Origin of the sequence: Inquilinus sp. CA228 (assembly GCF_052078665.1) — a bacterium.
Classification (GTDB): Bacteria; Pseudomonadota; Alphaproteobacteria; order DSM-16000; family Inquilinaceae; genus Inquilinus.
In genome coordinates, this window is sequence record NZ_JBQJIK010000042.1 from 36,799 (window position 1) to 62,515 (window position 25,717).

General features: G+C 69.8%; 25 protein-coding genes and 1 tRNA gene. 13 read left to right on the forward strand and 13 right to left on the reverse strand.

Features of this window, described 5'->3' with window-relative positions; translation table 11 throughout:
• The first annotated feature begins 3 nt into the window (after positions 1–3).
• The 5 genes from ACTOWL_RS21035 to ACTOWL_RS21055 all read left to right on the forward strand — a co-directional run bounded on the left by ACTOWL_RS21035 (position 4) and on the right by ACTOWL_RS21055 (position 8,049).
• Positions 4–1,944, forward strand: a complete 1,941-nt coding sequence (locus ACTOWL_RS21035; protein ID WP_441323231.1) for a calcium-binding protein — start codon at positions 4–6, stop codon at positions 1,942–1,944.
• A 153-nt stretch (positions 1,945–2,097) separates the two neighbouring features.
• Entirely contained in the window at positions 2,098–3,567 is a 1,470-nt protein-coding gene (locus ACTOWL_RS21040) for a calcium-binding protein (RefSeq protein WP_441323232.1), read from the forward strand.
• A gap of 93 nt (positions 3,568–3,660) precedes the next feature.
• Positions 3,661–5,604 carry a calcium-binding protein gene (locus tag ACTOWL_RS21045; protein WP_441323233.1) on the forward strand — a complete coding sequence of 648 codons (1,944 nt, stop codon included), beginning with the start codon at positions 3,661–3,663 and terminating at the stop codon, positions 5,602–5,604.
• Positions 5,605–5,638: 34 nt separating this feature from the next.
• On the forward strand, positions 5,639–7,153 hold the full coding sequence (locus ACTOWL_RS21050; RefSeq protein ID WP_441323234.1) for a calcium-binding protein: 1,515 nt from the start codon (positions 5,639–5,641) through the stop codon (positions 7,151–7,153).
• Between the two features lie 53 nt (positions 7,154–7,206).
• On the forward strand, positions 7,207–8,049 hold the full coding sequence (locus ACTOWL_RS21055) for a calcium-binding protein (RefSeq protein WP_441323235.1): 843 nt from the start codon (positions 7,207–7,209) through the stop codon (positions 8,047–8,049).
• A 9-nt stretch (positions 8,050–8,058) separates the two neighbouring features.
• On the opposite strand, the gene ACTOWL_RS21060 is transcribed toward ACTOWL_RS21055, so the two are convergent.
• The 6 genes from ACTOWL_RS21060 to ACTOWL_RS21085 all read right to left on the reverse strand — a co-directional run bounded on the left by ACTOWL_RS21060 (position 8,059) and on the right by ACTOWL_RS21085 (position 11,740).
• Complete coding sequence (locus ACTOWL_RS21060; protein ID WP_441323236.1) at positions 8,059–8,328, reverse strand: hypothetical protein; 270 nt, start codon at positions 8,326–8,328, stop codon at positions 8,059–8,061.
• A gap of 13 nt (positions 8,329–8,341) precedes the next feature.
• Complete coding sequence (locus tag ACTOWL_RS21065) at positions 8,342–9,007, reverse strand: DedA family protein (protein WP_441323237.1); 666 nt, start codon at positions 9,005–9,007, stop codon at positions 8,342–8,344.
• A 73-nt stretch (positions 9,008–9,080) separates the two neighbouring features.
• Positions 9,081–9,689, reverse strand: coding sequence for a DUF2076 domain-containing protein (locus ACTOWL_RS21070; protein ID WP_441323238.1), 609 nt, complete (start codon positions 9,687–9,689; stop codon positions 9,081–9,083).
• Between the two features lie 4 nt (positions 9,690–9,693).
• On the reverse strand, positions 9,694–10,407 hold the full coding sequence (locus tag ACTOWL_RS21075) for a Bax inhibitor-1/YccA family protein (protein WP_441323239.1): 714 nt from the start codon (positions 10,405–10,407) through the stop codon (positions 9,694–9,696).
• A gap of 26 nt (positions 10,408–10,433) precedes the next feature.
• Positions 10,434–11,189 carry an anti-sigma factor family protein gene (locus tag ACTOWL_RS21080; protein WP_441323240.1) on the reverse strand — a complete coding sequence of 252 codons (756 nt, stop codon included), beginning with the start codon at positions 11,187–11,189 and terminating at the stop codon, positions 10,434–10,436.
• 5 nt (positions 11,190–11,194) lie between these two features.
• Positions 11,195–11,740, reverse strand: coding sequence for a sigma-70 family RNA polymerase sigma factor (locus tag ACTOWL_RS21085; protein ID WP_441323241.1), 546 nt, complete (start codon positions 11,738–11,740; stop codon positions 11,195–11,197).
• Positions 11,741–11,925: 185 nt separating this feature from the next.
• Between ACTOWL_RS21085 and ACTOWL_RS21090 the strand changes: the two genes are divergently transcribed.
• From ACTOWL_RS21090 to ACTOWL_RS21115, 6 genes are all read left to right on the forward strand, one after another.
• A complete protein-coding gene (locus ACTOWL_RS21090) occupies positions 11,926–13,524 on the forward strand; it encodes a hypothetical protein (RefSeq protein ID WP_441323242.1) in 1,599 nt (532 codons plus the stop codon).
• Positions 13,525–13,672: 148 nt separating this feature from the next.
• On the forward strand, positions 13,673–14,710 hold the full coding sequence (locus ACTOWL_RS21095; protein ID WP_441323243.1) for a rod shape-determining protein: 1,038 nt from the start codon (positions 13,673–13,675) through the stop codon (positions 14,708–14,710).
• A gap of 91 nt (positions 14,711–14,801) precedes the next feature.
• Complete coding sequence (mreC, locus tag ACTOWL_RS21100) at positions 14,802–15,671, forward strand: rod shape-determining protein MreC (protein WP_441323244.1); 870 nt, start codon at positions 14,802–14,804, stop codon at positions 15,669–15,671.
• Positions 15,668–16,186, forward strand: a complete 519-nt coding sequence (gene mreD, locus ACTOWL_RS21105; protein WP_441323245.1) for a rod shape-determining protein MreD — start codon at positions 15,668–15,670, stop codon at positions 16,184–16,186. Before mreC ends, mreD begins: the two co-directional genes overlap by 4 nt.
• Positions 16,187–16,189: 3 nt before the next feature.
• Positions 16,190–18,049, forward strand: a complete 1,860-nt coding sequence (gene mrdA, locus ACTOWL_RS21110; protein WP_441323246.1) for a penicillin-binding protein 2 — start codon at positions 16,190–16,192, stop codon at positions 18,047–18,049.
• A 68-nt stretch (positions 18,050–18,117) separates the two neighbouring features.
• Positions 18,118–18,193: transfer RNA gene (locus tag ACTOWL_RS21115), tRNA-Lys, on the forward strand.
• A gap of 80 nt (positions 18,194–18,273) precedes the next feature.
• Here the strand turns inward: ACTOWL_RS21115 and ACTOWL_RS21120 are convergent.
• The 4 genes from ACTOWL_RS21120 to ACTOWL_RS21135 all read right to left on the reverse strand — a co-directional run bounded on the left by ACTOWL_RS21120 (position 18,274) and on the right by ACTOWL_RS21135 (position 19,953).
• The gene (locus ACTOWL_RS21120; RefSeq protein ID WP_441323247.1) at positions 18,274–18,585 is read right to left on the reverse strand and encodes a hypothetical protein; all 312 of its coding nucleotides are present in this window, start codon (positions 18,583–18,585) and stop codon (positions 18,274–18,276) included.
• Between the two features lie 72 nt (positions 18,586–18,657).
• Positions 18,658–19,104: a hypothetical protein gene (locus tag ACTOWL_RS21125; protein ID WP_441323248.1), complete on the reverse strand. Its 447-nt coding sequence runs from the start codon at positions 19,102–19,104 to the stop codon at positions 18,658–18,660.
• 114 nt (positions 19,105–19,218) lie between these two features.
• The gene (locus ACTOWL_RS21130; RefSeq protein ID WP_441323249.1) at positions 19,219–19,725 is read right to left on the reverse strand and encodes a DUF1643 domain-containing protein; all 507 of its coding nucleotides are present in this window, start codon (positions 19,723–19,725) and stop codon (positions 19,219–19,221) included.
• A gap of 51 nt (positions 19,726–19,776) precedes the next feature.
• The gene (locus ACTOWL_RS21135; RefSeq protein ID WP_441323250.1) at positions 19,777–19,953 is read right to left on the reverse strand and encodes a hypothetical protein; all 177 of its coding nucleotides are present in this window, start codon (positions 19,951–19,953) and stop codon (positions 19,777–19,779) included.
• A gap of 288 nt (positions 19,954–20,241) precedes the next feature.
• Between ACTOWL_RS21135 and ACTOWL_RS21140 the strand changes: the two genes are divergently transcribed.
• Complete coding sequence (locus ACTOWL_RS21140; protein ID WP_441323251.1) at positions 20,242–20,934, forward strand: class I SAM-dependent methyltransferase; 693 nt, start codon at positions 20,242–20,244, stop codon at positions 20,932–20,934.
• On the opposite strand, the gene ACTOWL_RS21145 is transcribed toward ACTOWL_RS21140, so the two are convergent.
• Positions 20,888–21,526 (reverse strand): class I SAM-dependent methyltransferase, encoded by a 639-nt coding sequence (locus tag ACTOWL_RS21145; RefSeq protein ID WP_441323252.1) that lies wholly within the window; start codon positions 21,524–21,526, stop codon positions 20,888–20,890. The genes ACTOWL_RS21140 and ACTOWL_RS21145 overlap by 47 nt on opposite strands.
• 47 nt (positions 21,527–21,573) lie before the next feature.
• Positions 21,574–23,463 (reverse strand): autotransporter domain-containing protein, encoded by a 1,890-nt coding sequence (locus ACTOWL_RS21150; protein WP_441323253.1) that lies wholly within the window; start codon positions 23,461–23,463, stop codon positions 21,574–21,576.
• 188 nt (positions 23,464–23,651) lie between these two features.
• Here ACTOWL_RS21150 and ACTOWL_RS21155 point away from each other — a divergent pair, with 188 nt between their 5' ends.
• Positions 23,652–24,353, forward strand: coding sequence for an alpha/beta hydrolase (locus ACTOWL_RS21155; protein ID WP_441323254.1), 702 nt, complete (start codon positions 23,652–23,654; stop codon positions 24,351–24,353).
• Between the two features lie 9 nt (positions 24,354–24,362).
• Here ACTOWL_RS21155 and ACTOWL_RS21160 read toward each other — a convergent pair whose 3' ends face one another.
• Positions 24,363–25,688, reverse strand: coding sequence for a YbiU family protein (locus ACTOWL_RS21160; protein WP_441323255.1), 1,326 nt, complete (start codon positions 25,686–25,688; stop codon positions 24,363–24,365).
• Between the last annotated feature and the right edge of the window lie 29 nt (positions 25,689–25,717).

The following is a 25,717-nucleotide window of genomic DNA, read 5'->3' on the forward strand; positions in this document are numbered from 1 at the left end:
ATCATGGCCGTCGTGAGCGGAACCGCAGGGTCGGACGTTATTCATGTCGCCGGCGACGGGGCGGTCATCCCGTCGGGTTTCATCGATATCGATGATGCGACGAACAGCTTCCCAGGCTTCTCGGGCAACGACCTGATCCTGGCAGGCGCCGGCAACGATATCGTCATCGCAGGCAGCGGCAGCGACCTGCTCTCGGGCGATGCCGGCGACGATATCCTGATCGGAGCCGCGGGCGACGACAGCCTTCTCGGCGGCGACGGGAACGATACGCTCAAGGGCGGCGCGGGGGGCGACGCTTTTGTTGGAGGCGCCGGTATCGACACGGTGGACTACAGCGACAGCGCCTCCGGCATCGGCGCGGCAATCGGCAGAACTGCCACGTTCAACGCTGGCGATGAAGCCGGCGACACCCTGAACTCCGACATCGAGAACGTCATCGGAACAGGCTTTCAGGACATCCTCGAAGGATCGGCAGCGGACAATGTGCTGACCGGGCTCGCGGGGTTTGACCAGATATTGGGCGATGCCGGCAACGATACACTGCTGGGAGGCAACGGCGACGACGTTCTCGTGGGCGGAGCCGGAGCCGACAGGATCGATGGGGGCGATGGCATCGACCACGCCATATTCAACGGCCCCGGCAATATGACGATCAACCTGACGACGCAGACCGTCTCCGGTGGGGAAGGCCAAGGCGACATCCTCACCAGTATCGAGAGTGCATTTGGGGGCAGCGGCGATGACACGATCATCGGTTCAACGGGGTTCAACAGGCTCGTCGGTGCAGAAGGGAACGATGTGATCAACGGCCTCGACGGCAATGACCAACTGTTCGGTGAGCGCGGCAATGATCTTCTTCGCGGCGGTGCCGGCGCCGACCAGATCAATGATTTCGACGGCATCGACACCGCGACCTACAGCGACAGCGCCGGCGGGGTGACGGTCGATCTCGCGGCTGGTACCGGGTCGGGCGCCGATGCCCAGGGCGACACGCTGACCGGCATCGAGAACCTGAACGGCAGTGCGTTCGGCGACAGCCTGCTTGGAGACATCAACGCCAATATGATGCGCGGCCTGGGCGGCGTCGACCAGATCGCCGGCGGGGGCGGGGACGATACGCTGGCCGGCGGCGCCGGGGCGGACAGCCTGTTCGGTGGCACCGGCCTCGACACCGCCCTTTATGACGACGGCAGCGTCGGGGTCACGGTCAACCTCTTCACCTCTACCGGTTCCGGGGGCACTGCTCAGGGCGACACCTATCTCGATATCGAGAACGTCATCGGCAGCGCCTTCGGCGATAGCCTGACCGGCGACAACGGCGCCAACCGCCTGCGCGGCGGAGCCGGCAATGACATCCTTCGCGGCGGCCTCGGCGGCGATGTGCTGGACGGCGGCAGCGGCATCGACCTCGCCACCTATTTCGGCGCCGCGGTCGGGGTGAAGGTGAACCTGCAGGCCGGCGCAAGCAGCGACGACGATACCCTTTTCTCGATCGAGAACGTCAATGGCGGCCAGGGCGGGGAAGTCCTCACCGGCAATGCCGGGACCAATGTGCTGAACGGTTTCGAGGGCAACGACGTGCTCGCCGGCGGCGGCGGCAAGGATGTGCTGGGCGGCGGCGTCGGCGCCGACGTCTTCGCCTTCACCGCCATCGGCGACAGCGTCGTCGGGGCCAATGCCGACCGGATCACCGATTTCAGCCGCGCCCAGGGCGACAAGATCGACCTGTCGGCGATCGACGCCAACACCGCCGCGGCCGGCAACCAGGCCTTCACCTTCATCGGCTCGGCGCTGTTCCACAAGGTCGCCGGCGAGCTGCGCTTCGCCGTCACCAGCCCGGGGGTCACCACCATTGCCGGCGACGTCAATGGCGACGGCGCCTCGGATTTCCACATCGTGCTGGCCGGCACGGTCGCGCTGCAGGCGGGCGACTTCGTGCTGTAGGGGCGGGCGATCGCAATCTCGCTGTGCCCCGAGGAACAGGCGTCCGCCGCAGCCTGGGGTAAGCCACGGGAGGAGAACCATCGGAGCATTCCGGCCCGGCGCCGCCGACACCATCCCGAGCAATTCCGCCGTCCAACACGCAGGGGCAGGATCATGGGCACGTTCATTGGAACCGAAAATTTCGATCACCTCGTCGGCGGCCTCGACGACGACTTCATCGACGGAAACGGTGGCGATGACCATCTGGAGGGCAGCGATGGGAACGACACCATCTTCGGCGGTGCCGGTGACGACAGGATTGATGCCGACGACGGCGACGACCAGGTCATCGGCGAGGAGGGTGATGACACCATCTTTGCTTTTGACGGAAACGATCGGCTGCGAGGCGACAGGGGATCGGACCAGATCAACGGCGGCGACGGCAGTGATGCTCTCGATGGCGGTCAGGGAGATGATCGGCTCGACGGCGAAGAGGGCAACGATATCCTGGTGGGGGGCGAAGGTGCAGACAGATTGTCCGGAAGCGAGGGCGCCGACATCCTGAGCGGCGATCGATCGCCCGATGGCGGGATCCCACCTGTGGGCCAGCTCGCGACGGATCTCTTCCGCTGGAGCGCCATCGATGGCAATGACGACGATCGGATCCTCGACTTCTTTCCCGGCGTCGACATCCTGCAGTTCCAGTTCTGCTCCGAATTCGCCACGGTGCAGGCGCTGCTCGCGACCGTGGGCGGCAATGCGGTGCTGTCGGTGTCGCGCGGCGGCGGGATCGCCACGCTGACGCTGGAGGGTGTCGCCGCCTCCGCCCTCGCGGCTCGGGACATCGATCTTCTGGTCAGCAGTTCCGATGGCCCGACCATCGTCACCGGCGCCGCCGGCGCCGACGACCTGTTCGGCCAGTTCGGCAACGATGTGCTGAGCGGGGCGGCCGGGAACGACCGGCTGTTTGGCGAGCAGGACGGCGACACGCTCGACGGCGGCAGCGGCGACGACCGGCTGTTCGGCGGCGGCGGCAACGACATCCTCCGCGGCAGCACCGGCGTCGACCGGCTGGATGGCGGCGGCGGCGTCGACCTCGCCAGCTGGTTCACCGGCTCGGCCGGGGTCGCGGTCAGCCTCGCGACCGGCACCGGCAGCGGCGGCGACGCGCAGGGTGACATCCTGACCGGGATCGAGAACCTCTCCGGCAGCCAGGGCAATGACAGCCTGGTCGGGAATGCGGGCGCCAATGTGCTGCAGGGCTGGAGCGGCAGCGACGTGCTCACCGGATCCGGCGGGAAGGACACGCTCACCGGCGGCGCCGGGGCCGACCGCTTCGTCTACAGCAGCGCGGCGCAGAGCGCGGTCGGGGCCAATGCCGACCGGATCACCGATTTCAGCCGGGCCCAGGGCGACCGCATCGACCTGTCGGCGATCGACGCCAGGACCACCGTGGCGGGCGACCAGGGCTTCACCTTCATCGGTTCGGCGCCGTACCACAAGGTCGCGGGCGAGCTGCGCTTCGCCGTCACCAGCCCCGGGGTCACCACCATCGCCGGCGACGTCAACGGCGACGGCGTGTCCGACTTCCACATCGTGCTCATCGGCGCCGTCGCGCTGCAGGCGACCGACTTCGCGCTGTAGCCGGCGCGCGGCTGCACCGGCGGGAACAGCGGGCGGTCGAGGCGACGGCGTATCTCTCCGTCCGGCAAGTGAACTTGTAAAGAGGGACCCATCATGGCCGTCGTCAACGGAACCGCGGGCAAAGACGTCATTCACATCGTGGGCGACGGGACCGTTGTCCCGTCGGGATTCAATGAGATCGAGATCGGGTTTGTCGACAACGGCAAAGACCTGATCCATGCAGGTGCGGGCGATGACATCGTCGTCGCTGGCAGCGAGGGCGATTTTGTCGACGGCGGAGCAGGGGCGGACACGCTCCTGGGTGGTGAGAGCGACGACACCCTCGTCGGAGGCGACGGCGACGATATCCTGATCGGCGGCGCGGGAGCGGATATTCTGGTCGGCGGCGCCGGCGTCGATACGGTTGATTACAGCAACAGCAATACCGGTGTCCAAGTCTCCTTTGAAACGAACGGGTTTCTGGGAGACGCCAATGGCGATGTCATCGACGCCGACGTCGAGAACGTCAGCGGTTCGGCTCTCAATGACCTCATGGTCAGCGCGGACGGGAGCAATACGCTTTTCGGGGTTGAAGGCGCCGACGTTCTGATCGGTCGAGGCGGGAACGACATACTGGTCGGTGGGACAGGTGACGATATTCTTCAGGGCGGCATTGGCGCGGACCGTCTCGATGGCGGTGATGGCATCGATCGCGCCGACTATAGCGACAGTGTTGCTGCCGTCATCGCGAATCTGACGACTGGTACCGGCTCCGGCGGCGACGCCCAGGGCGACGTTCTTGTCAGCATTGAGGGCGCTCGCGGAGGCAGCGGAAACGATACGCTGACCGGGTCCGCGGGAAACAACGATATCTTCGGCAGCAACGGCGACGATGTCCTGAACGGCCTCGCCGGCCGCGATGGATTGAACGGCGAATCCGGCAACGACCTGCTCCGAGGCGGCGCGAGGGCCGACGTGCTATTCGGCGAAACCGGCATCGATACCGCGACCTACAGCGACAGCGCGGCCGGGGTGACGGTCGCTCTCGCCACCGTCACCGGGACGGGGACCGGCGGTGATGCCGAGGGCGACACGCTGACCGGCATCGAGAACCTGAACGGCAGTGCTTTCGGCGACAGCCTGGCCGGGAACGACCTCGCCAATGTCCTGCGCGGCCTGGGCGGCAGCGACCAGATTTCCGGCGCGGGCGGCGACGATATCCTGATCGGCGGCGCCGGGGCGGACGCCCTGAACGGGGGCGCCGGCTTCGACATCGCCCTCTATGACGACGGCAGCGTCGGCGTCACGGTCAACCTCTTCACCCGCTCCGGCTCCGGCGGCAATGCCCTGGGCGACACCTATGACGGCATCGAGAACGTCACCGGCAGCGCCTTCGGCGACAGCCTGACCGGCGACAACGGCGCCAACCGCCTGCGCGGCGGGGCCGGCAATGACATCCTTCGCGGCGGCCTCGGCGGCGATGTGCTGGACGGCGGCAGCGGCATCGACCTCGCCACCTATTTCGGCGCCGCGGTCGGGGTGAAGGTCAACCTGCAGGCCGGGACCGGCGGCGACGGCGAGGCCCAGGGCGACATCTTCGTTTCGATCGAGAACGTCAACGGCAGCCGGGCCGGGGACTTCATCACCGGCAGCACCGGGACCAATGTGCTGAACGGTTTCGAGGGCAACGACGTGCTCGTCGGCGGCGCCGGCAAGGACGCGCTGGGCGGCGGCGTCGGTGCCGACGTCTTCGCCTTCACCGCCCTCGGCGACAGCGTGGTCGGGGCCAATGCCGACCGGATCGTGGATTTCAGCCGAGCCCAGGGCGACCGGATCGACCTGTCGGCGATCGACGCCAGGACCACCGTCGCCGGCGACCAGGGCTTCACCTTCATCGGCTCGGCGCTGTTCCACAAGGTCGCGGGCGAGCTGCGCTTCGCCGTCACCAGCCCGGGGGTCACCACCATCGCCGGCGACGTCAACGGCGACGGGAATTCCGACTTCCACATCGTGCTGACCGGCGCGGTCGCGCTGCAGGCCGGCGACTTCGTGCTGTAACGCCGCTTCCGGCGCCCCACGCAAAGGCAGGATCATGACCCTCTTCACCGGAACCAACGATGCCGACTTCCTCTCCGGCGGCGGCGGCGCCGACGTCATCAACGGGGAAGGAGGTGATGATTTTCTGGTCGGCAACGGCGGTGGCGACGCCATCAATGGCGGCACGGGCGACGATCTCATCCAGGCCGGGGACGGGGGCGCCACGGTCAATGGCGGCGTGGGCGACGACAGCATTTCTGCCGGCTCTGGAGACGATGATCTCCGTGGCGACAGGGGATCGGACAGCATCAATTCCAATGACGGCGACGACACGGTCCTGGGCGATTCCGGAGACGACCTGCTCTTCGGCGACGCCGGCAGCGACCGGCTGGACGGGGGCGACGGCGCCGACACTCTTTCGGGAGGAGAGGGGAGCGACACGCTGGTCGGCGGCGCCGGCAGCGACGCGATCGACGGCGGTGCCGGGGCCGACATCCTGGCCGGCGAAGTCCAGCCGGTAACCGGGACGCCGCCGATCGGTCAGTTCGCGGCGGACGGCTTCATCTGGGCCGCGCTCGACGGGGCCGACGACGACCGCATCCTCGACTTCTTTCCCGGCGTCGACCTCCTGTCCCTCCAATTCTGCTCCGAGTTCACCACCGTGCAGGCGCTGCTCGGCACCGCGGGCGGCAATGCGGTGCTGTCGGTGTCGCGCGGCGGGGCGATCGCCACCCTGACACTGGAGGGCGTCGCCGCCTCGGCCCTCACGGCGCGGGAGCTGTTTCTCGCCGACGGCAGCCCCTCCGCGGAGACCGTGGCCGGCGGAGCCGCCGCCGACGACCTGTTCGGCCAGTTCGGCAACGACGTGCTGAGCGGGGCGGCCGGGAACGACCGGCTGTTCGGCGAGCAGGACGACGACACGCTGGATGGCGGGCTCGGCGACGACCGGCTGTTCGGCGGCGGCGGCAACGACATCCTTCGCGGCGCCATCGGCGCGGACCGGCTGGACGGTGCCGCCGGCGTCGACCTCGCCAGCTGGTTCACCGGCACCGCCGGGGTCGCGGTCAGCCTCGCGACCGGCACGGGCACCGGCGGCGAAGCCCAGGGCGACACCCTGACCGGGATCGAGAACCTGTCTGGCAGCCAGGGCAATGACAGCCTGGTCGGAAGCAGCGGCGCCAATCTGCTGCAGGGCTGGAACGGCAGCGACGTGCTGACCGGGGCCGGCGGCCAGGACACGCTCACCGGCGGCGCCGGGGCCGACCGCTTCGTCTACAGCAGCGCGGCGCAGAGCGTGGTCGGCGCCGCTGCCGACCGGATCACCGATTTCAGCCGGGGCGACCGCATCGACCTGGCGGCGATCGACGCCAACAGCGCGGCGGCGGGCAACCAGGCCTTCGCCTTCATCGGCTCGGCGCTGTACCACAAGGTCGCCGGCGAGCTGCGCTTCGCCGTCACCAGCCCCGGGGTCACCACCATCGCCGGCGACGTCAACGGCGACGGCAATTCCGACTTCCACATCGTGCTGACCGGCGCCATTGCGCTGCAGGCGGCGGACTTCGTGCTGTAGCGCACCGCAACCGCACCGCGGCCCGGTCGCAGCGCACACTCCAGGAGGATCCCATGCCCGGTATCGACATCTACGGCACCGAGGAGGACGACGTCATCACCGCCCTGTTCCCCGACGACAACATCTGGGGTTATGAGGGCAATGATTTCCTGACAGGTGGCGAGGGCGCCAACTTCCTGTTCGGTGACGTGGGGGACGACCGCCTGGACGGTGCCGCAGGCGACGATCTGCTGGATAGCGGGCTGGGTGATGACGACCTCTCCGGCGGTGCCGGGAACGACATCATCCTGGGCCAGGACGGGCGGGACCGCCTGTCCGGCGGCGCCGGCGACGACCTGCTGGATGGCGGGCTGGACGCCGACCGGCTGGATGGCGGCACTGGCAGCGACACCGCGGTCTACCGCCTGTTCAGCTTTGCCGTCGCGATCGACCTGGCCGCCGGGATCGGCCCGAGCGGCGACGTGCTGACCGGGATCGAGAACGCCGTGGCCGGGTACGGCGACGACAGGATCATCGGCGACGGCAGCGGCAATGCGCTGGACGGCTGGGTCGGCGGCGACGTCCTCACCGGGGGCGGCGGGGCGGACCGCTTCGTCGTCTCCGCGGCCGACCACAGCGGCCTCGGCGCCGCCGCCGACAGGATCACCGATTTCAGCCGGGGGGAGGGTGATCGGATCGACCTCGCGGCGATCGACGCCGATCCCGCCGCGGCCGGGGATCAGGCCTTCCGCTTCATCGGCTCGGCGGCGTTCACGCAGCATGCGGGCGAGCTGCGCTTCGTCGTCAGTGGCGGCACGACCATCGTTGCCGGCGACATCGACGGCAACGGCGCAGCGGATTTGGAGATCCTGCTGACCGGCGCCGTCGCGATGCAGGCGGGTGACTTCCTGCTGTAGGTCGCGGCCTCAGCCGGCGCGGAACAGGCCCAGGCGCTGCAGCAGCCGGCCGATGACACGGCCCAGCCGCTCGGCGACGCTGGCAGGGCGCGGGGCCTCACGGGTCGGCTCCGCCGCCTGGGGACGGTGACCGGTCGTTTCATCATCCTCGCCGGAGAAGGCGGCGCGCGCCTGCTCCAGCAGCACCGGGATCGACCGCGCCTGGCGCAGCAGCAACGGCAGGAACAGGAGCGCGACCACCGCGCCGATGATCAGGAGCTTCACACCGCTCAGGCCCATGACTGTCCTCCGCTCAGGCCTGCTTGGCGACCGGGCGCGCGCGCCGGGCGCGGGCCGGGACGGCGCGGCGGGAGGCCAGCTTGGCGAACACCGCCAGGGTCAGGGCGCCGGCCAGCAGCGGGCCGCCGGTCATGACGATCCATTCGGTCTCGCCGATGCCGCTCAGCTCGCCAACGCCCTGGGCCACCAGCCAGCCCGGCGCCAGCATGGCCGGAACCCAGACGATCGCCGACAGCACGTTGGCGATCTGGAACCGGGAATGGCGCATGCGCATGATGCCGGCGATCAGCGGCACCACGGCGCGCAGCGGCCCCAGGAAGCGGCCGAGGAAGATCGAGGCGGTGCCCCAGCGGCGGAAGAACAGCCGGCCGCGGGCGATCATCGCGCGGTCGCGCGAGAACGGCCAGACGTTGCGGGCGTTCGGCCCCAGCTTCTGCCCCAGCCAGTAGGAGACGGCATCGCCCAGCACCGCGCCGGCGATCGACCAGGCGATCACGGGCACGGGGTGCAGCAGGCCGCCGCCGACCAGGGCGCCGGTCGCCAGCATCAGGGCGGTGCAGGGGACGAATAGGCCGACCACGGCCATGGATTCGCCGAAGGCCAGCAGGAACAGGATCGGTCCCGCCCAGGCCTGGTTGTCGGCGATGAACTGGGTGACCTGGGCGACGAAGGTTTCCACGGATAACGTCCGATCGGCTCACAGGAAAAGGGGAGGGCCGGAGGCACGACCGCCTCCGGCCCCCATACTACTCTCAGAGTTCCTCGCCGCCCATATCGAACCCGGCGTCGGACGCCAGATCGCCGGCGGTGTCCTCCGCGGCCTGGCCGATGCCTTCAGCCGCCTGGGCCACGTCGGGCGTGAAGGCGTCCATCAGCAGATTGCCGAGGACCACGCCGCCGGCCACGCCCATGGCGGTCTGCATGGCTCCCGCCATGAAACCGCCACCGCCACCGGGCCGTCCGAAGCCGCCGCGGGCGCCGGTGCCAGGCTGTGCACCGTAGCCGGGCTGGGCACCGTAACCGGGCTGTGCACCGTAACCGGGCTGGGCCTGCTGCCGGCCCCAGGGCGAGGCGCCCGGCTGCGGCCGCTGCTGGCCGCCACCGAACAGCCCGGCCAGGAAGCCGCCGGCCGCCGGCTGGGCGGCGCGCCGCTCCAGCTCGTTGATCTGGGCCTGGGCCGCCGCCAGCGCCTGCTCCTGCACCAGGATGACCTGGGCCATGTAGTAGGCGGCGGCCGGCTGCTCGGCGAGGCGGCGCCGGATCAGCTCCTCGGCGCCGGCATCGCGCGGGCCGCCGTCGCGCTCGGCCCGCACCAGCTTCACGAACAGGTCGTCGATGGCCTGCTTCTCGGTGTCGTACACGCTCTTACTCCCGCTCGCCGGTGAGGTTCAGCAGCAACTGGAAGATGTTGATGAAGTTCAGGTACAGCGACAGCGCGCCCATCAGCGCCATCTTGTTCCGGCTCTCGCTGTCGTAGTGCTCGGCATATTCCTCCTTGATCCGCTGGGTGTCCCAGGCGGTCAGGCCGGTGAAGATCAGCACGCCGGCGACCGAGACGATGAACTGCAGCGCGGTCGAGCCGAGGAAGATGTTGACGATGCTGGCAATGATGATGCCGACCAGGCCCATCATCAGGAACGAGCCGAAGCGGGAGAGGTCGGCCTTGGTGGTGTAGCCGTACAGGCTCATGGCGCCGAACATGACCGCGGTGATCATGAAGGTGCGGGCGATGCTGGTCCCGGTGAAGACCAGGAAGATCGAGGCCATCGACAGGCCCATGGCGGCGCAGAACGCCCAGAACACCAGCTGCGCCGTGGACGTCGAGATAGCGTGGATGCGGAACGACAGGAAGAAGATGAAGGCCAAAGGCGCCAGCATCACCACCCATTTCAGCGGGGTGCCGAAGATCGGCACATAGAGCGCCGGCGTGCTGGCGACCAGATAGGCGACGAGGCCGGTCAGGACCAGGCCCAGGCCCATGTAGTTGTAGACGCGCAGCATGTGCTGGCGCAGGCCGACGTCGAGTTCGGCGGCTGTCGGGCGCGCCGTCGTCTGCCATTGATACTGTGGCGTGTTCATGGGGTCGTTCACTCCTTGGTGAGCCTTCAGTAAAGGGTGTCGGCGAGGCCGTTGGCGGCGACCAGCAGGTCGTCCGCCGGCGCCTCGGCGCAGAGCGCGTAGACCGCCGGGCCGACCTGCCAGTAGGCGACGGTGACGTCCTTGGGCCGCTGCGCCTGCGGCTGCTGCACGTCGAAGCTGTCGGTGGCGGCGGCGAACAGCGTCACCAGCCCGAACCGGTCGGTGTCGATCGTCGCCTCGAAGCCGGAGCCGCCGTCCCAGGGCACCACCTCGATCGACCGGATCGACCAGCCCGGCGGCAGGTCGGGCAGGGTGATCGGCGCCTTGGCCAGGTCCTCGGGCTTGACGCCGCCCTTGGGCTCGGCCGGGTCGACCAGATGGCGGTACAGCACGGTGCGGTAGGCGTCGCCGGCCTCGTCGGCATAGGCCGGGATGGTGGCCGAGGCGGTGTCGATCCGGGTGACGCCCAGGATCGACTGGGCGCCCCAGCCGATGCCGATCAGCAGCACCACCGCGGCCACCCGGCGCAGGCGGACCGTCAGCCGGCGCCAGCGCACGGCGCGGCCGAGCAGCCGGGCGTTCTCGTAGCTGGCGACGCGGATGCCGCCATCCTCGGCGAAGGCCAGGCGCAGCGCGTCGCGCAGGCGCAGATCGGCCATCACCTGGGCGGCAAGAGTGGGATTGACCTCGAGACAGGCCTCGATCTCGATCCGGCGCGGCAGGTCGAGCTCGCCGTCGATATAGGCCTGGATCTCGGCTTCGGTCGGGATGGTCTGGGTCATGGTCGTCACTCCACCAGCCGCAGCCGCGGCGGGGTCGGTCCGTCGGTGCGGTTCGCAGGCGTTTCGGCGCTGCCGACGATCTCGCGCAGCACCGCCCGGGCCCGGCCCAGGCGCGACATCAGCGTGCCGAGCGGGATGCCGAGGATGGTCGCGGCCTCCTGGTAGCGGAACTCCTCGACCGCCACGAGCAGCAGTGCCTCGCGCTGCTCCTCCGGCAGGGTCAGCAGAGCCCGCTGCACCTGGGCCAGCTGGACCCGGGCATCCTGGCTCGGCGCCCCGGATTCGGGGGCGAACTGGGTCGCCTGGGCGATGCGGGCATCCTCGGCACGGCGACCGCGCAGCCGCGAGGCGTGGGCGTTGTGCATGATGGCGAACAGCCACGGGCGCAGCGCCCGGTCCGGCTGCCAGCCACGCCGCCCCTCATAGGCCTTGAGCAGGGTGTCCTGCAGCAGGTCCTCGGCCTCGGCGGCATCGCGGGTCAGGACCAGGGCGTAGCGCTTCAGCCCCGGCAGCTCGGCGATGACGTCGAAATCATCCTTGCGGCGTTTCATGGTCCATATACGCAGCCGCTGGCGATTTTCATCCCGCGCCGTACTTTCATCCATGGCGGGTCCGGACAAACTCCGAACAAGATCCCCTGGATATGATGCTTTTTCCGAGGTTTTTTCAGACGAAAACCGCATTGCGGGTGTTATAGGCAGCAACACTCGATAATCCGGCCGAGATTCGGAGCGACATGACCGACGACACTGTGGAGCAACGCCGATCGGTCGACCCGCCCGTGTCCGATCGCTATCCGGGTCGTCCGGTCGGCGCCGCCGCAGCCTCGGTCGCCCTGCCGTACCCGTCCCGGCCCGGCGTCCTCGACGGCTGGCCGGGCTGGCTGGTCGGCCTCGCCGGGCTGCTGACGCTCGGGCTGCTGCTGCGCGTCGTTCTCGCCTTGGCGTTCCCGCGCATCCACCATGCCGACGAGCTGTTCCAGTATTACGAGCAGGCGCACCGGCTGGCCTTCGGCCAGGGCATCGTGCCCTGGGAGTATCGCGAGGGCGTCCGCTCCTGGCTGCTGCCGGGGATGCTGGCCGGGCTGATGAAGGCGGTGTCCTGGGTCAGCGACGAGCCGTCCTCCTATCTCGCCGCGTCGAAGGCACTGTGGTCGGCGCTGTCGCTGAGCATCCCGGTGGTCGCCTTCCTGTGGGCCCGGCGCGCAGCAGGGCTGACGGCGGGGCTGACCGCCGCCTTCATCGGCACGATCTGGTTCGAGCTGGTCTATTACGCGCCGACGGCGCTGACCGAATCGATCGCCACCAGCCTGCTGCTGATCGCCTGCTGGCTGGCCTGGACCGCGGAGACGGCCGACCGCCGGCGGCTGATCTGGGCGGGGGTGCTGTTCGGCCTGGTCTTCGTCTTCCGCTTCCATCTGCTGCCGGCGATCCTGACCGCGGCCGTGGTCGCCAGCCGGGGCGACTGGCGCGGCCGGCTGCGGCCGATGCTGCTGGCCGGACTGGTCCCGGTGCTGCTGTGCAACGGGCTGCTCGACTGGGTGACGCTCGGCTGGCCGTTCCAGTCGGTGCTGAAGAACTTCTGGATCAACATCGTCGAGGAGAAGAGCCACAGCTTCGGCGTCATGCCGCTGGGCTTCTACTTCGAGGAATATGTCCGGGTCTGGTCGTGGTGGCTGGCGCCGATGGCGGCGCTGATCCTGCTGGGCGCGCGCGGCCAGCCGATGCTGGTGGCGGTGCCGCTGGCGATCGTGCTGTCGCACAGCCTGGTCGCCCATAAGGAATACCGCTTCGTCCTGCCGGCGCTGCCCTTCCTGCTGATCCTCGCCGCGCTGGGCACCGAGCGGCTGGGCCAGCGCCTGGCGGGGCTGGCGGCCGAACGCTGGCCGGCCGAGCGTTGGGGGCGCGTGCCGCGCTGGGCTCCCCTGGCCGTGCTCTGCGCCGCCTGGGTGCTGGCCTCGGGCCTGCTGTCGGCCAGCGACCGCTGGGGCCCGGAATGGAGCCGCGTCGCCCCCGGCATCGCCACCGCCACGGCGCTGCATGAGCGCGAGACGCTGTGCGGCGTGGGCCTGTTGACGCCGTGGTCGGACCTGCCGGGCTACACCACCCTGCACCGCGACGTGCCGGTGTTCTGGTTCGGCGACGACACGCGGCGGTTGTGGCGCTCGGCCCCGTCCTTCAACTATGTGATGGCCCGGCCGCAGCAGATGCCGCCGAACACCGGCTACCGGCTGGAGAGCTGCCCCAGCGAGATCTGCCTGTACCGCCGGCCGGGGCTATGTGCGGCGCCGAGAGATGTCGGGGTCAGCGGGGCGATGGCCGAGCGCGGCATGTAGGATCGGGCGCCTTGATTCGGCCCTACTCTCCGCTTGAGACTCGGACCGGGCTGGTCTAAAGCAACCCGGCGGCGGGATCGGCCCGCCGCTCCCGCCCCTCGCTCTGGACCCGCCCAGCCGAGCCCGGCTGACAGGACATCACGGCCGCATGTTCAATTTCTTCGGTTTTCTCTCGGCTGACATGGCCATCGACCTGGGCACGGCGAACACGCTGGTCTATGTCAAGGGCCGTGGCATCGTCCTGAACGAGCCGTCGGTGGTGGCGATCGCCAACATCCGGGGCAAGAAGCAGGTCCTGGCGGTCGGCGACGAGGCCAAGCAGATGCTGGGCCGCACCCCGGGCAACATCACCGCCATCCGCCCCCTCCGCGACGGCGTCATCGCCGATTTCGAGGTGGCGGAGGAGATGATCAAGCATTTCATCCGCAAGGTGCACAACCGGCGCAGCTTCGCGGCGCCGGAGGTGATCGTCTGCGTGCCGTCCGGCTCGACCGCGGTCGAGCGCCGCGCCATCCAGGAATCGGCCGAGAGCGCCGGCGCCCGCCGGGTCTATCTGATCGAGGAGCCGATGGCGGCGGCGATCGGCGCCGGCCTGCCGGTGACCGAGCCGACCGGCAGCATGGTGGTCGACATCGGCGGCGGCACCACCGAGGTCGCGGTGCTGTCGCTCGGCGGCATCGTCTATTCCCGCTCGGTCCGCGTCGGCGGCGACAAGATGGACGAGGCGATCATCGCCTATATCCGGCGCAACCATAACCTGCTGATCGGCGAGGGCTCGTCCGAGCGGATCAAGAAGGAGATCGGTTCCGCCGCCCCGCCGGAGGACGGCGAGGGCCGGTACATGGAGATCAGGGGCCGCGACCTCTTGAACGGCGTGCCGAAGGAGCTGCTGATCTCCGAACGCCAGATCGCCGAAAGCCTGTCCGAACCGGTCAGCCAGATCGTCGAGGCGGTGAAGGTGGCGCTCGAGCACACCGCGCCGGAGCTGGCGGCCGACATCGTCGACAAGGGCATCGTCCTGACCGGCGGCGGCGCGCTGCTCGGCAATCTCGACCTGGTGCTGCGGCACGCCACCGGCCTGCCGGTGTCGATCGCCGACGACCCGCTGACCTGCGTCGCGCTGGGCACCGGCCGGGCGCTGGAAGAGATGAAGACCCTCAAGCACGTGCTGATCAACATGTACTGATCGGCGCCCCAGCGCATACTGGGGAAATCGGAAAAACGGTAGTACTCTGCCTTTCAGGAATCCGGTCTTCGGCGGACGGGACATGCGGGTGATGCAGCGGAGCAGACCGGGGGTTCGCATCGCGGCCATCAGGGCCGTCGCGCACCGATTCTCCTTCGGCCTGCTGCTGTTCGCCGCGATCAGCCTGCTGATGGTCGGCAAGATCGACGCCGTGCTGTTCGACGGCGTCCGCGTCCGCGTGGTCGACGCCGTGGCGCCGATCCTCGACGCCATGTCGCGCCCGGCCGCCAGCGTCGCCAGCGCGGTGACGGAGATGCAGAGCCTGTCCGACATCCGCGGCGAGAACGCCCGGCTGCGGCAGGAGGTGGCGACGCTGCGGCAGTACCAGGACGTCACCTTCCGGCTCGAGGCCGAGAACCTGACCCTGCGCAACCTGCTGAACTACACGCCGGATTCGGCCCATTCCTTCCTGACCGCCCGGGTTGTGGCCGACAATGGCGGCGCCTTCGTGCGCAGCCTGACGATCAATCTCGGCTCCGCCAACGGCATCCGCGACGGCCAGGCGGTGCTCGGCGGTCGCGGCCTGATCGGCCGGATCGTGCAGACCGGCGACCATTCCGCCCGGGTGCTGCTGATCACCGACCTCAACGCCCGCATCCCGGTGGTGGTGGAGCGCACCCAGCAGCGCGCCATCATCGGCGGCGACAACACCGACCGGCCGCGGCTCCTGTACCTGCCGCCGGACGCCTCGATCCGGGTCGGCGACCGCCTCGTCACCTCCGGCAATGGCGGCATGTTCCCGGCCGGCCTGCCGGTCGGCATCGTCGCCGCCGCCCAGGACAGCGCGGTGCGGATCCAGCCGATCGAGCCGCTCGAGGCCATCCCCTACGTCAAGGTCATCGATTTCCGCGCGCTCGATCCCGGGATGGCGATGCAGCCGGTGCCCGGCTTCGCGCAATGACCGGGGACCTGCTGCACAAGCTCGACCTCGCCGCCCGCCACGCCGCCCCAGGGGCCGTGACGCTGATCCTGGTGCTGGTCGGGGTGACGCCTACCCAGCTGCCCTATTACAGCAGCATCGCGCCGTTGCTGCCGCTGGCCTCGGTCTATTACTGGGGCGTGCACCGGCCCGACCTGATGCCGATGTGGCTGATCTTCCTGGTCGGGCTGCTGCACGACGTGCTGACCGATTCGCCGATCGGGCTGCACGCCGCGATCCTGCTGCTGTGCCAGTGGGTGCTGCTGCGCCAGCGCCGCTTCCTGGCCGGGCGGCCCTTCGCGGTGCTGTGGCTCGGCTACGCCGTGCTGGCGACGGCCGTCAGCCTGGTCGAATGGATCGGCGTCAGCCTTTACGACGTCGCGGTCGTGCCGCCGCGGCCGCTCTTGATCCGGCTGGTCCTGACTATCGCCATCTTCCCGCCGCTGGCCTGGCTGTTCATCCAGGTGCATCGCGGCTTCCTGCGGGCGGCGGACTAGGCCGTGGAGCGCGACACCGACCGCTCCCGCGGCTTCACCCGCCGCGCCTTCGCCCTCGGCGGTCTGAAGCTCGGCCTGCTCAGCGTGCTCGGCGGGCGGCTGTACTACCTCCAGGTCGAGGAGAGCGACCGCTACAAGGTGCTGGCCGAATCGAACCGCATCAACATGCGGCTCCTGGCCCCCTCGCGCGGCCTGATCACCGACCGCTTCGGCGCCCAGCTGGCGGTCAACGACCAGAACTTCCGGGTCGTGCTGGTGGCGGAGGAGGCGAAGGACATCCAAAGCGTGCTCGGCCGGCTGGGGCAGGGGGTGCCGCTGACCGACGCCGATCTGGCCCGCATCGTCCGCGACGTCAAGCGCCGCCGCGCCTTCGTGCCGGTGACGGTGAAGGAGAATCTGAGCTGGGAGCAGGTCTCCTGGATCGACGTCAACGGGCCGGAACTGCCGGGCCTGTCGATCGAGGTCGGCGAATCCCGGCGCTACCCCTTCGGCACCGAGATGGCCCATATCATCGGCTATGTCGGCGCCGTGGCCGAGGCCGACCTGACCGGCGAGCCGGTGCTGAGCCTGCCGGGCTTCCGCGTCGGCAAGTCCGGCGTCGAGCGGCAATACGAGACCGGCCTGCGCGGCGTCGCCGGGTCGAGTCAGGTCGAGGTCAATGCCGTCGGCCGGGTGATCCGCGAGATCAACCGGGAGGAGGGCAAGCCGGGCCAGGAGGCGCGGCTGACCATCGACTTCGAGCTGCAGCGCTATGTCATGGAGCGGCTGAAGTCCGAGTTCAGCGCCGCCGCCGTGATCATGGACGTGCACAACGGTGATGTGCTGGCCATGGCCTCGCACCCGTCCTACGACGCCAACCTGTTCCCGAACGGCATCAGCACGGCCGATTGGCGCCGCCTGGTCCAGGACCCCTACGGCATCCTCAACAACAAGGTGATCAACGGCCAGTACCCGCCGGGCTCGACCTTCAAGATCGCGGTGGCGGCGACGGCGCTGGAGGCCGGGGTGGTCACGCCGGACCAGCGCGTCTTCTGCCCCGGCTACGTCAATCTCGGCGACCACCGCTTCCACTGCTGGAAGCGCGGCGGCCACGGCAGCCTGAACGTGGTCGACGCCATGGCCCAGTCCTGCGACGTCTTTTTCTACGAGATGGCGCGGCGGCTCGGCATCGACCGGCTGGCCGAGGGCGCGAACAAGTTCGGCATCGGCCAGAAGCTGGGCGTCGACCTGCCGAGCGAGCGTCCGGGGCTGATGCCGACCAAGGCCTGGAAGGAGGGCGCGATGGGCACCTCCTGGCAGCTCGGCGAATCGCTGATCGCCGGCATCGGCCAGGGCTATGTGCTGGCGACGCCGCTGCAGATGGCCACCATGACCGCGCGGCTGGTGAACGGCGGCAAGGCGGTGGTGCCGCGCCTGGTCATGGCGGTCGGCGACGAGGCGATGCCGGAGACGCCGGAGGTGGCGTCGATCGGCATCGCCAAGAGCCATATCGACACGGTGATCGAGGGCACGGTCGCGGTGATGACCCGTGGCACCGGCAAGCGGTCGCAGATCAAGCAGAAGGGCATGGAGATGGGCGGCAAGAGCGGCACCAGCCAGGTCCGCCGCATCAGCATGGCCGAACGCGCCGCCGGGGTGAACCCGGACAACTGGCCGTGGAACCAGCGCCACCACGCCTGGTTCGTCGCCTACGCCCCGGTCGGCGCGCCGCGCTATGCCTGCTCGGTGATCGTCGAGCATGGCGGCGGCGGCAGCGAATACGCGGCGCCGATCGCCCGCGACATCCTGCTGGAATGCCAGCAGCGCGAGTCCGGCCGGCGCCTGCTGTCGGCCGCGCCGGGGGACGGCGCCGACAAAGGTTGAGGCTTTCGTGAAGAAAGGGTTGCAACCGGTCGGGGCCTTGGCTATATCACCGCCCGACCCGAGCGAACGGGCGCATAGCTCAGTTGGTAGAGCAGCTGACTCTTAATCAGCGGGTCGTAGGTTCGAGCCCTACTGCGCCCACCAGTTCGCGAGACGAAAGAGCAGGCCCGCTTCGGCGGGCCTTTCTTTTTGCGCGTGACCGGTCGCGACTTCGGCCCTCCCGTCTACGCGATATCGTCCCGGTTCCCCTCCCGCGCGATCCGTTCCAGCATGCCGCGGAAGCGGGCGGTTTCCTCGATTGTCAGCGGCCGGGCGGCGAGCGGGCCGGAATAGATTTCGGCGCGGCGGTCCGGCGGCAGGCTCAGCGAGCGCCAGTTCGAGGCGGCGCCGGCGGCCATCCGGCGCGACAGGAAGCTGCAGCCGCGGCGGAAGAAATCGGCCTCCCAGTCGTCGAAGGGCTGGTCCAGCCGCTCCAGGTAGCGGCCGGCCCATTCGGCGACATCGGCGGGCGGCTCGCGGCGCTGGCCTCCGGTCATATGCTCCACCTCGGAATCCGGTGCTTTTTGAGGGCAACGCCCGGTTCGATGCGGGGGATAGGACAGGATGCGTTATTCCTTCGTGAATTCCGGGCGCGGGCCGCGGCCGAGCTGCAGCGCCGCCTCGATCCGCTGCAGCCGGGCCAGGGCCGAGGCCAGGCCGGCGCAGAGCAGCCACAGCACCAGCCCCGAGACCGCGGCGCCGGCGCCCATGGTCCAGGCCTCGGCCCGAAGCTGCCGGCTCAAGCCCGGCCCGTCGCCGATCATGTCGGCGAGGGCGGCGATGCGGGCGTCCGGCAGCCCCAGCATGTCGGTCGGCCGGTCCGGGATCAGGGCGGAGACCTGGCCGAGCATGTCGGCGGTGCCGAACAGCCGATAGGCCAGGACGGCGCCGATCAGCAGCCCGGCGATGAACAGCAGGACGCCGAAAGCATGCAGGGCGACCGCCAGGCTGGGCATGCGCTGGCTGTCCGGGTCGCGGCTGGACAGCGGGCGTCGGTCCCTGGTGGCCTGGAGCATGCATCCCCTCGCGCGATCCGGGAGGGGCGGCGGTCAGGTCCGACGGGACCCCCGGATCGGACCGATCTTAAAGCGCCGCATCGGCAGTGGCGAGGGGGCCACGCCCGTGCGTTTTCAGACGGCGGCGGGCACCGGCGCCGGCTGCACGGCGTAGCCGACATAGAGCGGGTGCTTGGGCGAGCCGTCGGAGGTGATGGCCAGGGCGTGCGGTACCGTCCCGGCCTCGGCCAGCATCCGCAGCAGCGCGCGGCCCCAGCCGGGGCGCACGGCGTCGCAATGCCGGCCCCAGCCGCAGACCACCAGCGCCGCGGCCCGGGCGGCCTCGACGATCGCCTCCGGATTGCCGGGGCCGACCGGGTCGGCCTCGGCGTAGAGCGCCTTGGGGTCGGTCGAGCGCAGGGCGAAGGCGTTGGTGACGATCAGCCCGCCATAGCCCATCGCCCGCGCCCGGCGCTCGCAGCGCTCGACCGTCGGGTCGTTCTTGACCTCGTCGGCGGTGGATGGGTTCAGCAGCAGGAAATTGGCCGGCGCCACCGAAGAATCCCAGCGCCGCCACAGCAGGGTGCGATAGCGGCCGCAGTCGCTGAACACGGCGCCGCGGTCGGTGAACAGGTGGGCCATGCCGGTCTCCGGTCGGGATCGGCCGTTCTTAGCCCAGCCAACCGGCGGCGTCTAATCATGCGGGCCGAGGGCGCGCAGCTGCGCCTCCGCCCGGTCGAGGCCGAGCGACAGCAGCGCCGCGATCTCGTCCTCGCGCAGGCCCCGCTCCAGGGCGCGCCAGCGCAGCTCGCAGCGCCGCACCGCCTCCTCGAGATCGGCCTGGGATCGGATGTTCCGGATCGGACGCATGGGGCGGACGGCTCCTCCAAAATCAGGTCGGGCAAGGTTTCGCGGGCGGATTCGGCACAGCGAATCCATGGGCATCGTCGCGGCGGGTCTCGCGGCCATCAGGGGTCTCGCTGGGATGTTTGTTCGTGTTATGTTCTAGACGAGAACGGCGCCCGAGTCGAGTCCTAGAAGGGTCCGACAGCGGCTTTCCGATGCCGGCCCTGGCAGAGTTGACAGGTTTCGGGGGACGCCCAGATCGCTGTATTCGCGGCCTGTCCAAGAATCCCATGGCGACCGGAAGGGACCTCCATGATCAGGCTGACCAACCGGGCCACGATCGCCCAGGCCTGTCTCAATCGCCTTGCCAGCTCCGTCTACCTCGAGATCGGCGTCTTCACCGGCTCCTGCTTCTCGCGGATCGCGGCGAACCGGAAGATCGCGGTCGATCCGAGGTTCCGGGTGTCGCGCCGCCGCCGGGCGCGCAGCGAAAGCAGGGCGGACCAGACCGATTTCTTCGAAATGCGCAGCGACGACTTCTTCGCACAGAACGAAGGCCTGCTGTCGGAGCATCCGATCGACGTCGCTCTGGTCGACGGCCTGCACACCTACGAACAGACCCTGCGCGATATCGAGAACGTCCTGCGGTTCCAGCGCGGCTCCGGCGTCATCGTCGTCCATGATTGCAACCCGAAGTGGGAATCGGTCGGCTATCCGGCGAGGGACTACAAGGATTTCAGGAAGCGGTATCCGTTGCGCTTCGCCTGGAGCGGCGACGTCTGGAAGGCGATCGTCCATCTGCGCTCGACCCGGCCGGACCTGGACGTCACGGTGCTGGACTGCGACTGGGGCGTCGGCCTGATCAAGCACGGCCAGGCGGAACCGCGTCTCGACTATTCGCCGGAGCAGATCGAGTCGCTCAGCTATGCGGACCTGGCGCGGGACCGCGCCCGTCTGCTCAACCTGAAGTCGCCGGGGTATCTTCCGGAGTTCCTGGCGGCATGATGCCGGGCTTCAGGGCCGCGTCGCGTTCGACCAGGTAGAACAGCAGCTTGGGCTTGTAGGGGACGACCCGGACGCTCTTGAAGCCGGCATGGCGCAGCAGGGCCGCCAGCTCCGCCGAGTTCAGCGCGTTGACCCAGCCGAGCGACCAGCGGTCGCGGCCGATGTTGCGGTCCAGCGGATGGTAGCTCAGCAGGGCGCGGGGCACCGTGGCGCGCAGGCGTCGCAGGAAGCGGGGCACGTCGTAGACGTATTCCAGCATGCCAAGGGCGAAGGCCATGTCGGCCTCCACCTCGGGGAAGGGCTCCCGGTTCAGGTCGCAGACGATGGTGCGCGAATCGCGGCGGACGCAGTCGAGCGGCAGGTAGGTGCAGCCCTTCGGCAGCATTCCCTCCAGCGCCATGGCGCCGCAGCCGATGTCCAGCACCCGCATGCCGGGGCGGGTGTGGACGGCGGCGGCCCGGGCCCGTTCGGCCCAGGACTCCAGCTTGCCGACATCCTCCCGCGACCAGCGGTCGATCAGCGTCGTCCGCTGCTTCGCCGCCGCGATCGTGGCGCGGCGCCGCTCCTCCGGATCATTGGCCCAATCCGACATCGGCCCATCCCTTCGAGGCTCTTCCGGCGGCGATGGTAGCCCGGTTCTCAGAAGCGCACAGCGAGGCGTCCGGTCACGGCATAGTCGTCGCCGCCGTCGCGGCCCAGCGTGGTCTCGCCGCCGAGCTGCGCCGTCACCGCCGGGATCAGCCGGACGGCGACGCCGCCGGCCAGCCTTCCATAGGCGCCGCCGGAGGCCTCGACCTCCAGCACCCGCCCAACATCCGGCACGGTGACCAGCGCGGTGCCGATCGAGCGGTCGCCACCCAGCAGGTCGCCCTCGACCGTCAGCTCCAGATGCGGCGTGATCACGGCGCTGCCGGCCTCGAACCGGGCGGCGGCGGCGATCCCGGCGCTGCCGATCAGCGCCTCCGCCGTCTGGCCCTCGACGGTCATGTCCAGGCCGGGCGCGCCGGATTCGGCGTAGCGGTCGATCTCCACCCGCGAATAGCGCAGGCCGAGCACCGGGCCGAAGGTGAAGGCGTCGACGGCGACGCGGTAGCCGGCCCGGCCGAAGACGCTGAGGCTGTTGCCGTCCGGGTCGGCCGCGGCGCGCAGCTGCGGCACATAGGTCCGGCGCTCCAGATCGTAGGTGTCGAAGCCCCAGGCGACGCCGGCGCCGCCGAACAGCGCGCCGTCGTCATAGCCGGCCACGGCGCCGATCCGGACCGAGCTGTAGTCCACCGTGCCCCAGCCCCGGTCGAGGTCGGCGTCGCCGGTGTCGTAGGCGGCGACGACCCCGAGCGTCACCCGGTCGACCGGCCGCAGCGTGACCCCGCCGGTGATCGAGGTGACGCCGTAGTCGAAGCCGGTGGCGCCGCGGTCGAAGCCCTGGCTGCCGAAGGCGCGCTGCAGGGTCAGGAAGCCGTCGACCGAGCGGTCCGCCGGGGCCGGCGGGCCGGCCAGCATCGGGCCGCCTTCGCCGCCGGTCGCGTCCCCGACGCGGCGCAGGAAATTGTCGCTGGCCAGCAGGGCCAGGCCGGCCTGGGCGCCGATGGTGGTGGGGGCGGTCAGCGTGTCGGCGGCGTATTCCGCCAGCAGCTGGTGGCCCAGCGCGGTCGGGTGCACGCTGTCCCAGAACAGCCGCCCCTCCGGATCGCGGCAGACCGATCCGGGCGTGACGTAGGAGGGCAGGGCGGTGGCGCTGGCGACGCAGGCCTCGGTGACGTTGCCGAAGCCGAAGCGGGCCGGGTCGGCCAGCACGGTCTTCAGCCCGGTGGCGAAATCGGCCACCACGATCTGCACGTCGAGCTCGCGGGCCAGGGCGCCCATCTGGCGGTTCAACGCCTCGGCATGGCCTGCCGACAGGGCGCTGGCCAGCCCCTGGCCCAGCGTGCCGCGATAGGCCGGGGTCGAGCCGAGATCCGGCACGTTCGGCACCAGGATCGTCTTCGCCCCGGCCGCGGCCAGCTTGCGGATGTCGGCGTCGATGTTGCCGACGGTGCGGGCGACCTCGGCCTGCACCCCGGCCGGCGAGGGCGTGCCGCCGAGCCAGGCGAAATAGTCGTTGGCGCCGCCATACAGCACCACCAGGTCACGGGCGCCGAAGCGGCCGCCGGAGCCGGCATAGCCGTCGATCTGATCGCGGATGCCGGGCAGGGTGATGCCGCCCGGCGCCAGCAGCGGGTTGGCGATGTTGCCGCTGTCGGTCTCGGCGCCGCCGACCGCGAAGTTGCGGCCGGGCGCGGCGTCCAGGCCCAGCAGGCCCGGCAGCCGCTCGGCATAGGTCGGGCCGTTCGAGAAGCGGGCGTCGAAATAGGGCGGCGACACCGGGAAGCGCAGCGGGAAGGCCGGGTTCTGTGCCGCGATCAGGCCGGGGATGCGGCCGCGGTCGCTCAGGCTGTCGCCGAACACCGAGACGGAGGAGAACGGGTCCTCGGCCTGCGCCGCGGCCGGAACCAGCACAGCCAGCAGCGCCATCATCCTGCAACGCTTCATCAGCAATCCCCCCGGATCGGTCGAACGAATCCTCGACTAGGACAGGAATGCTACATGCGTGCGGGCGACGGCCATACCCGGAACAGTTGCTCTCTCAACTGCCGCCGATCGTTCATGACCGGAACCGACGCCGAGCCGTAGAATGCGCGGGTGCCGATCATCGGCCCACATGACCAAGGAGACAGGCGATGGGCAACAGGCCCGCGATCGTACTGGTGCATGGTTTCTGGGGCGGCGCCGCGCATTGGAGCAAGGTCATCGTCGAGCTGTCGCGCAAGGGCTACGGCCCCGGCGACCTGCACGCGGTCGAAGTGCCGCTGACGTCGCTGGCCGACGATGCGGAGCGCACCCGCAGGATGGTCCGGCAGGTCGACGGGCCGGTCCTGCTGGTCGGCCATTCCTATGGCGGGGCCGTGATCACCGAGGCGGGCGACCTGCCGAACGTGGCCGGCCTGGTCTACATCGCCGCCTTCGCGCCGGATGCGGGCGAGAGCCCCGGCGGCATCACCCAGCAGCATCCGCCGGCGGCGGCGTCGAACCTGGCGCCGGACAGCGACGGCTATCTCTGGGTCCGGCCGGACAAGTTCCACGAAAGCTTCTGCCAGGACCTGACGGCGGAGGAGGGGCTGGTGATGGGCGTGACCCAGAAGGCGCCGCTGGCCAGCACCTTCGGCAACACGATCACCGCGCCGGCCTGGAAGACGAAGCCGTGCTGGTACCAGATCTCCGGCGAGGACCGGATGATCCACCCCGACAACCAGAAGCTCATGTCCGAGCGGATGAAGCCGCGGAAGACCATCACCCTGGCCGCCAGCCACGCCTCGCTGGCGTCGAGGCCGGCCGAGGTGGCGGCCCTGATCGACGAGGCTGCTCAGTCCGTGGGCGGCTAGCGCCGCGCCTCAGCCCGCGGCCGCGGCGGCCTCCTGGATCAGGGCGGCGCGGGCGGGTGAGGTCCCGTCCGTCGGCCAGGCTTCCAGCCCCAGCTGGCGGCGGCCGAGATCGGTCAGGTCGGCCTCGCCGCCGCGGCCGCGATACGCCTTCTCGCGATGCTCGGGCGAGAAGTCGGGCGGGGTCTCGCCGGCCAGGAATCGGCCGCGCTGCCGGGCGGCGTATTCCGCGTTCTTGGCGCACAGCGGGCCGGCGCCGATGAACATGACGTTGGAGTAATTGGCGCCGCGGTGCTCGTCGCCGACCGCATGGATGCAGTCGGGGTGCCACCACACCGTGTCTCCCGGCTCGGCGGTGGGGATCGAGACCTGGGCGTCGATCAGCGGCTGGTGCCATTGCGGCAGGATCGCCTGTGCCTTGCCGCGGGCGGCACCGCAGATCAGCTCCTCCGGCACGTCATCCAGCAGCGGCCGCAGCAGCAGATAGGCGACCGAATGCCGGATCATCGGCACCACCTGCAGCGTGCCGTCATTCTTGCCCTGGCCGGTCAGGGCCAGCCAGCCCTGGTAGGAGCGGAAGAAGGTGCTGGTGTTGGGCGCCGGGAACTCGCGGGCCCCGATCCGGAACTCGCCGTCGAACGGGTCGTGCCGGTCCCAGTCGCCGCTGAAGACGTTGCGGTAGACGCGGCGATAGCCGGGGTCGAGCCAGCGCTCGATCGACCCGCCATCCATGTGCGGCGACAGGCCGAGCGTGGTGTCGCCCGGCTGCCGGCGGCGCACCCGGTCGGCATAGGTGACCTCGCGGTCGGGGTCGAAGAACATCCGGTTCGCCGTCGCCTCGTCGCCCGTGTCGCAGAAGCGCCAGAGCCGGTTCATGAAGCGCCGGGCTGTGGCCATGTTCGGATGCTGGCGGGCCTCGACCTGCGGCCGCGACCAGTAGATGGCGAAGATCTGCGGCGTCTTGGCGCTCAAGCCGCCGAAGTATTTCTGCAGGTTGCCGTCGTCCTTCTGGCCGGCGTAGCCGTTGTCGTCGATGTAGTCGGCGACGGCGTCGTTCCAGCGGGTGATCTGGTCCCGGTCGACCGTGCCGCGGATCAGGGCGGCGCCGCGGCGATGGATTTCCGCCACTGTCTCGGCCGGGACCGTGTTGCCGACGATGTCGGCGAAGCGCACCACCGGCACCGGCGACCGGCCCTGGGCGTCGATCTCGCGGATGGCGTCAGCCTCGCGCCGCACCGCATCCTCCAGCCGCCGCCAGACCCCGGCGACGTCACCGATCGCGCTGCGCAGCTCCTGCTTCACCGCGCGGATCTGCGCGCCGTCATCGATCTCGGTCATGGCCTGCCCGACACCCGGTTGTCATCGGC

Excerpts from the sequence above, each read along its gene's own strand:
- ACTOWL_RS21035 (WP_441323231.1), top strand. The coding sequence starts at position 4 with ATGGCCGTCGTGAGCGGAACCGCAGGGTCGGACGTTATTCATGTCGCC.
- ACTOWL_RS21040 (WP_441323232.1), top strand. The coding sequence starts at position 2,098 with ATGGGCACGTTCATTGGAACCGAAAATTTCGATCACCTCGTCGGCGGC.
- ACTOWL_RS21045 (WP_441323233.1), top strand. The coding sequence starts at position 3,661 with ATGGCCGTCGTCAACGGAACCGCGGGCAAAGACGTCATTCACATCGTG.
- ACTOWL_RS21050 (WP_441323234.1), top strand. The coding sequence starts at position 5,639 with ATGACCCTCTTCACCGGAACCAACGATGCCGACTTCCTCTCCGGCGGC.
- ACTOWL_RS21055 (WP_441323235.1), top strand. The coding sequence starts at position 7,207 with ATGCCCGGTATCGACATCTACGGCACCGAGGAGGACGACGTCATCACC.
- ACTOWL_RS21060 (WP_441323236.1), bottom strand. The coding sequence starts at position 8,328 with ATGGGCCTGAGCGGTGTGAAGCTCCTGATCATCGGCGCGGTGGTCGCG.
- ACTOWL_RS21075 (WP_441323239.1), bottom strand. The coding sequence starts at position 10,407 with ATGAACACGCCACAGTATCAATGGCAGACGACGGCGCGCCCGACAGCC.
- ACTOWL_RS21080 (WP_441323240.1), bottom strand. The coding sequence starts at position 11,189 with ATGACCCAGACCATCCCGACCGAAGCCGAGATCCAGGCCTATATCGAC.
- ACTOWL_RS21085 (WP_441323241.1), bottom strand. The coding sequence starts at position 11,740 with ATGAAACGCCGCAAGGATGATTTCGACGTCATCGCCGAGCTGCCGGGG.
- ACTOWL_RS21090 (WP_441323242.1), top strand. The coding sequence starts at position 11,926 with ATGACCGACGACACTGTGGAGCAACGCCGATCGGTCGACCCGCCCGTG.
- ACTOWL_RS21095 (WP_441323243.1), top strand. The coding sequence starts at position 13,673 with ATGTTCAATTTCTTCGGTTTTCTCTCGGCTGACATGGCCATCGACCTG.
- mreC (WP_441323244.1), top strand. The coding sequence starts at position 14,802 with ATGCAGCGGAGCAGACCGGGGGTTCGCATCGCGGCCATCAGGGCCGTC.
- mreD (WP_441323245.1), top strand. The coding sequence starts at position 15,668 with ATGACCGGGGACCTGCTGCACAAGCTCGACCTCGCCGCCCGCCACGCC.
- ACTOWL_RS21120 (WP_441323247.1), bottom strand. The coding sequence starts at position 18,585 with ATGACCGGAGGCCAGCGCCGCGAGCCGCCCGCCGATGTCGCCGAATGG.
- ACTOWL_RS21125 (WP_441323248.1), bottom strand. The coding sequence starts at position 19,104 with ATGCTCCAGGCCACCAGGGACCGACGCCCGCTGTCCAGCCGCGACCCG.
- ACTOWL_RS21130 (WP_441323249.1), bottom strand. The coding sequence starts at position 19,725 with ATGGCCCACCTGTTCACCGACCGCGGCGCCGTGTTCAGCGACTGCGGC.
- ACTOWL_RS21135 (WP_441323250.1), bottom strand. The coding sequence starts at position 19,953 with ATGCGTCCGATCCGGAACATCCGATCCCAGGCCGATCTCGAGGAGGCG.
- ACTOWL_RS21140 (WP_441323251.1), top strand. The coding sequence starts at position 20,242 with ATGATCAGGCTGACCAACCGGGCCACGATCGCCCAGGCCTGTCTCAAT.
- ACTOWL_RS21145 (WP_441323252.1), bottom strand. The coding sequence starts at position 21,526 with ATGTCGGATTGGGCCAATGATCCGGAGGAGCGGCGCCGCGCCACGATC.
- ACTOWL_RS21150 (WP_441323253.1), bottom strand. The coding sequence starts at position 23,463 with ATGAAGCGTTGCAGGATGATGGCGCTGCTGGCTGTGCTGGTTCCGGCC.
- ACTOWL_RS21155 (WP_441323254.1), top strand. The coding sequence starts at position 23,652 with ATGGGCAACAGGCCCGCGATCGTACTGGTGCATGGTTTCTGGGGCGGC.
- ACTOWL_RS21160 (WP_441323255.1), bottom strand. The coding sequence starts at position 25,688 with ATGACCGAGATCGATGACGGCGCGCAGATCCGCGCGGTGAAGCAGGAG.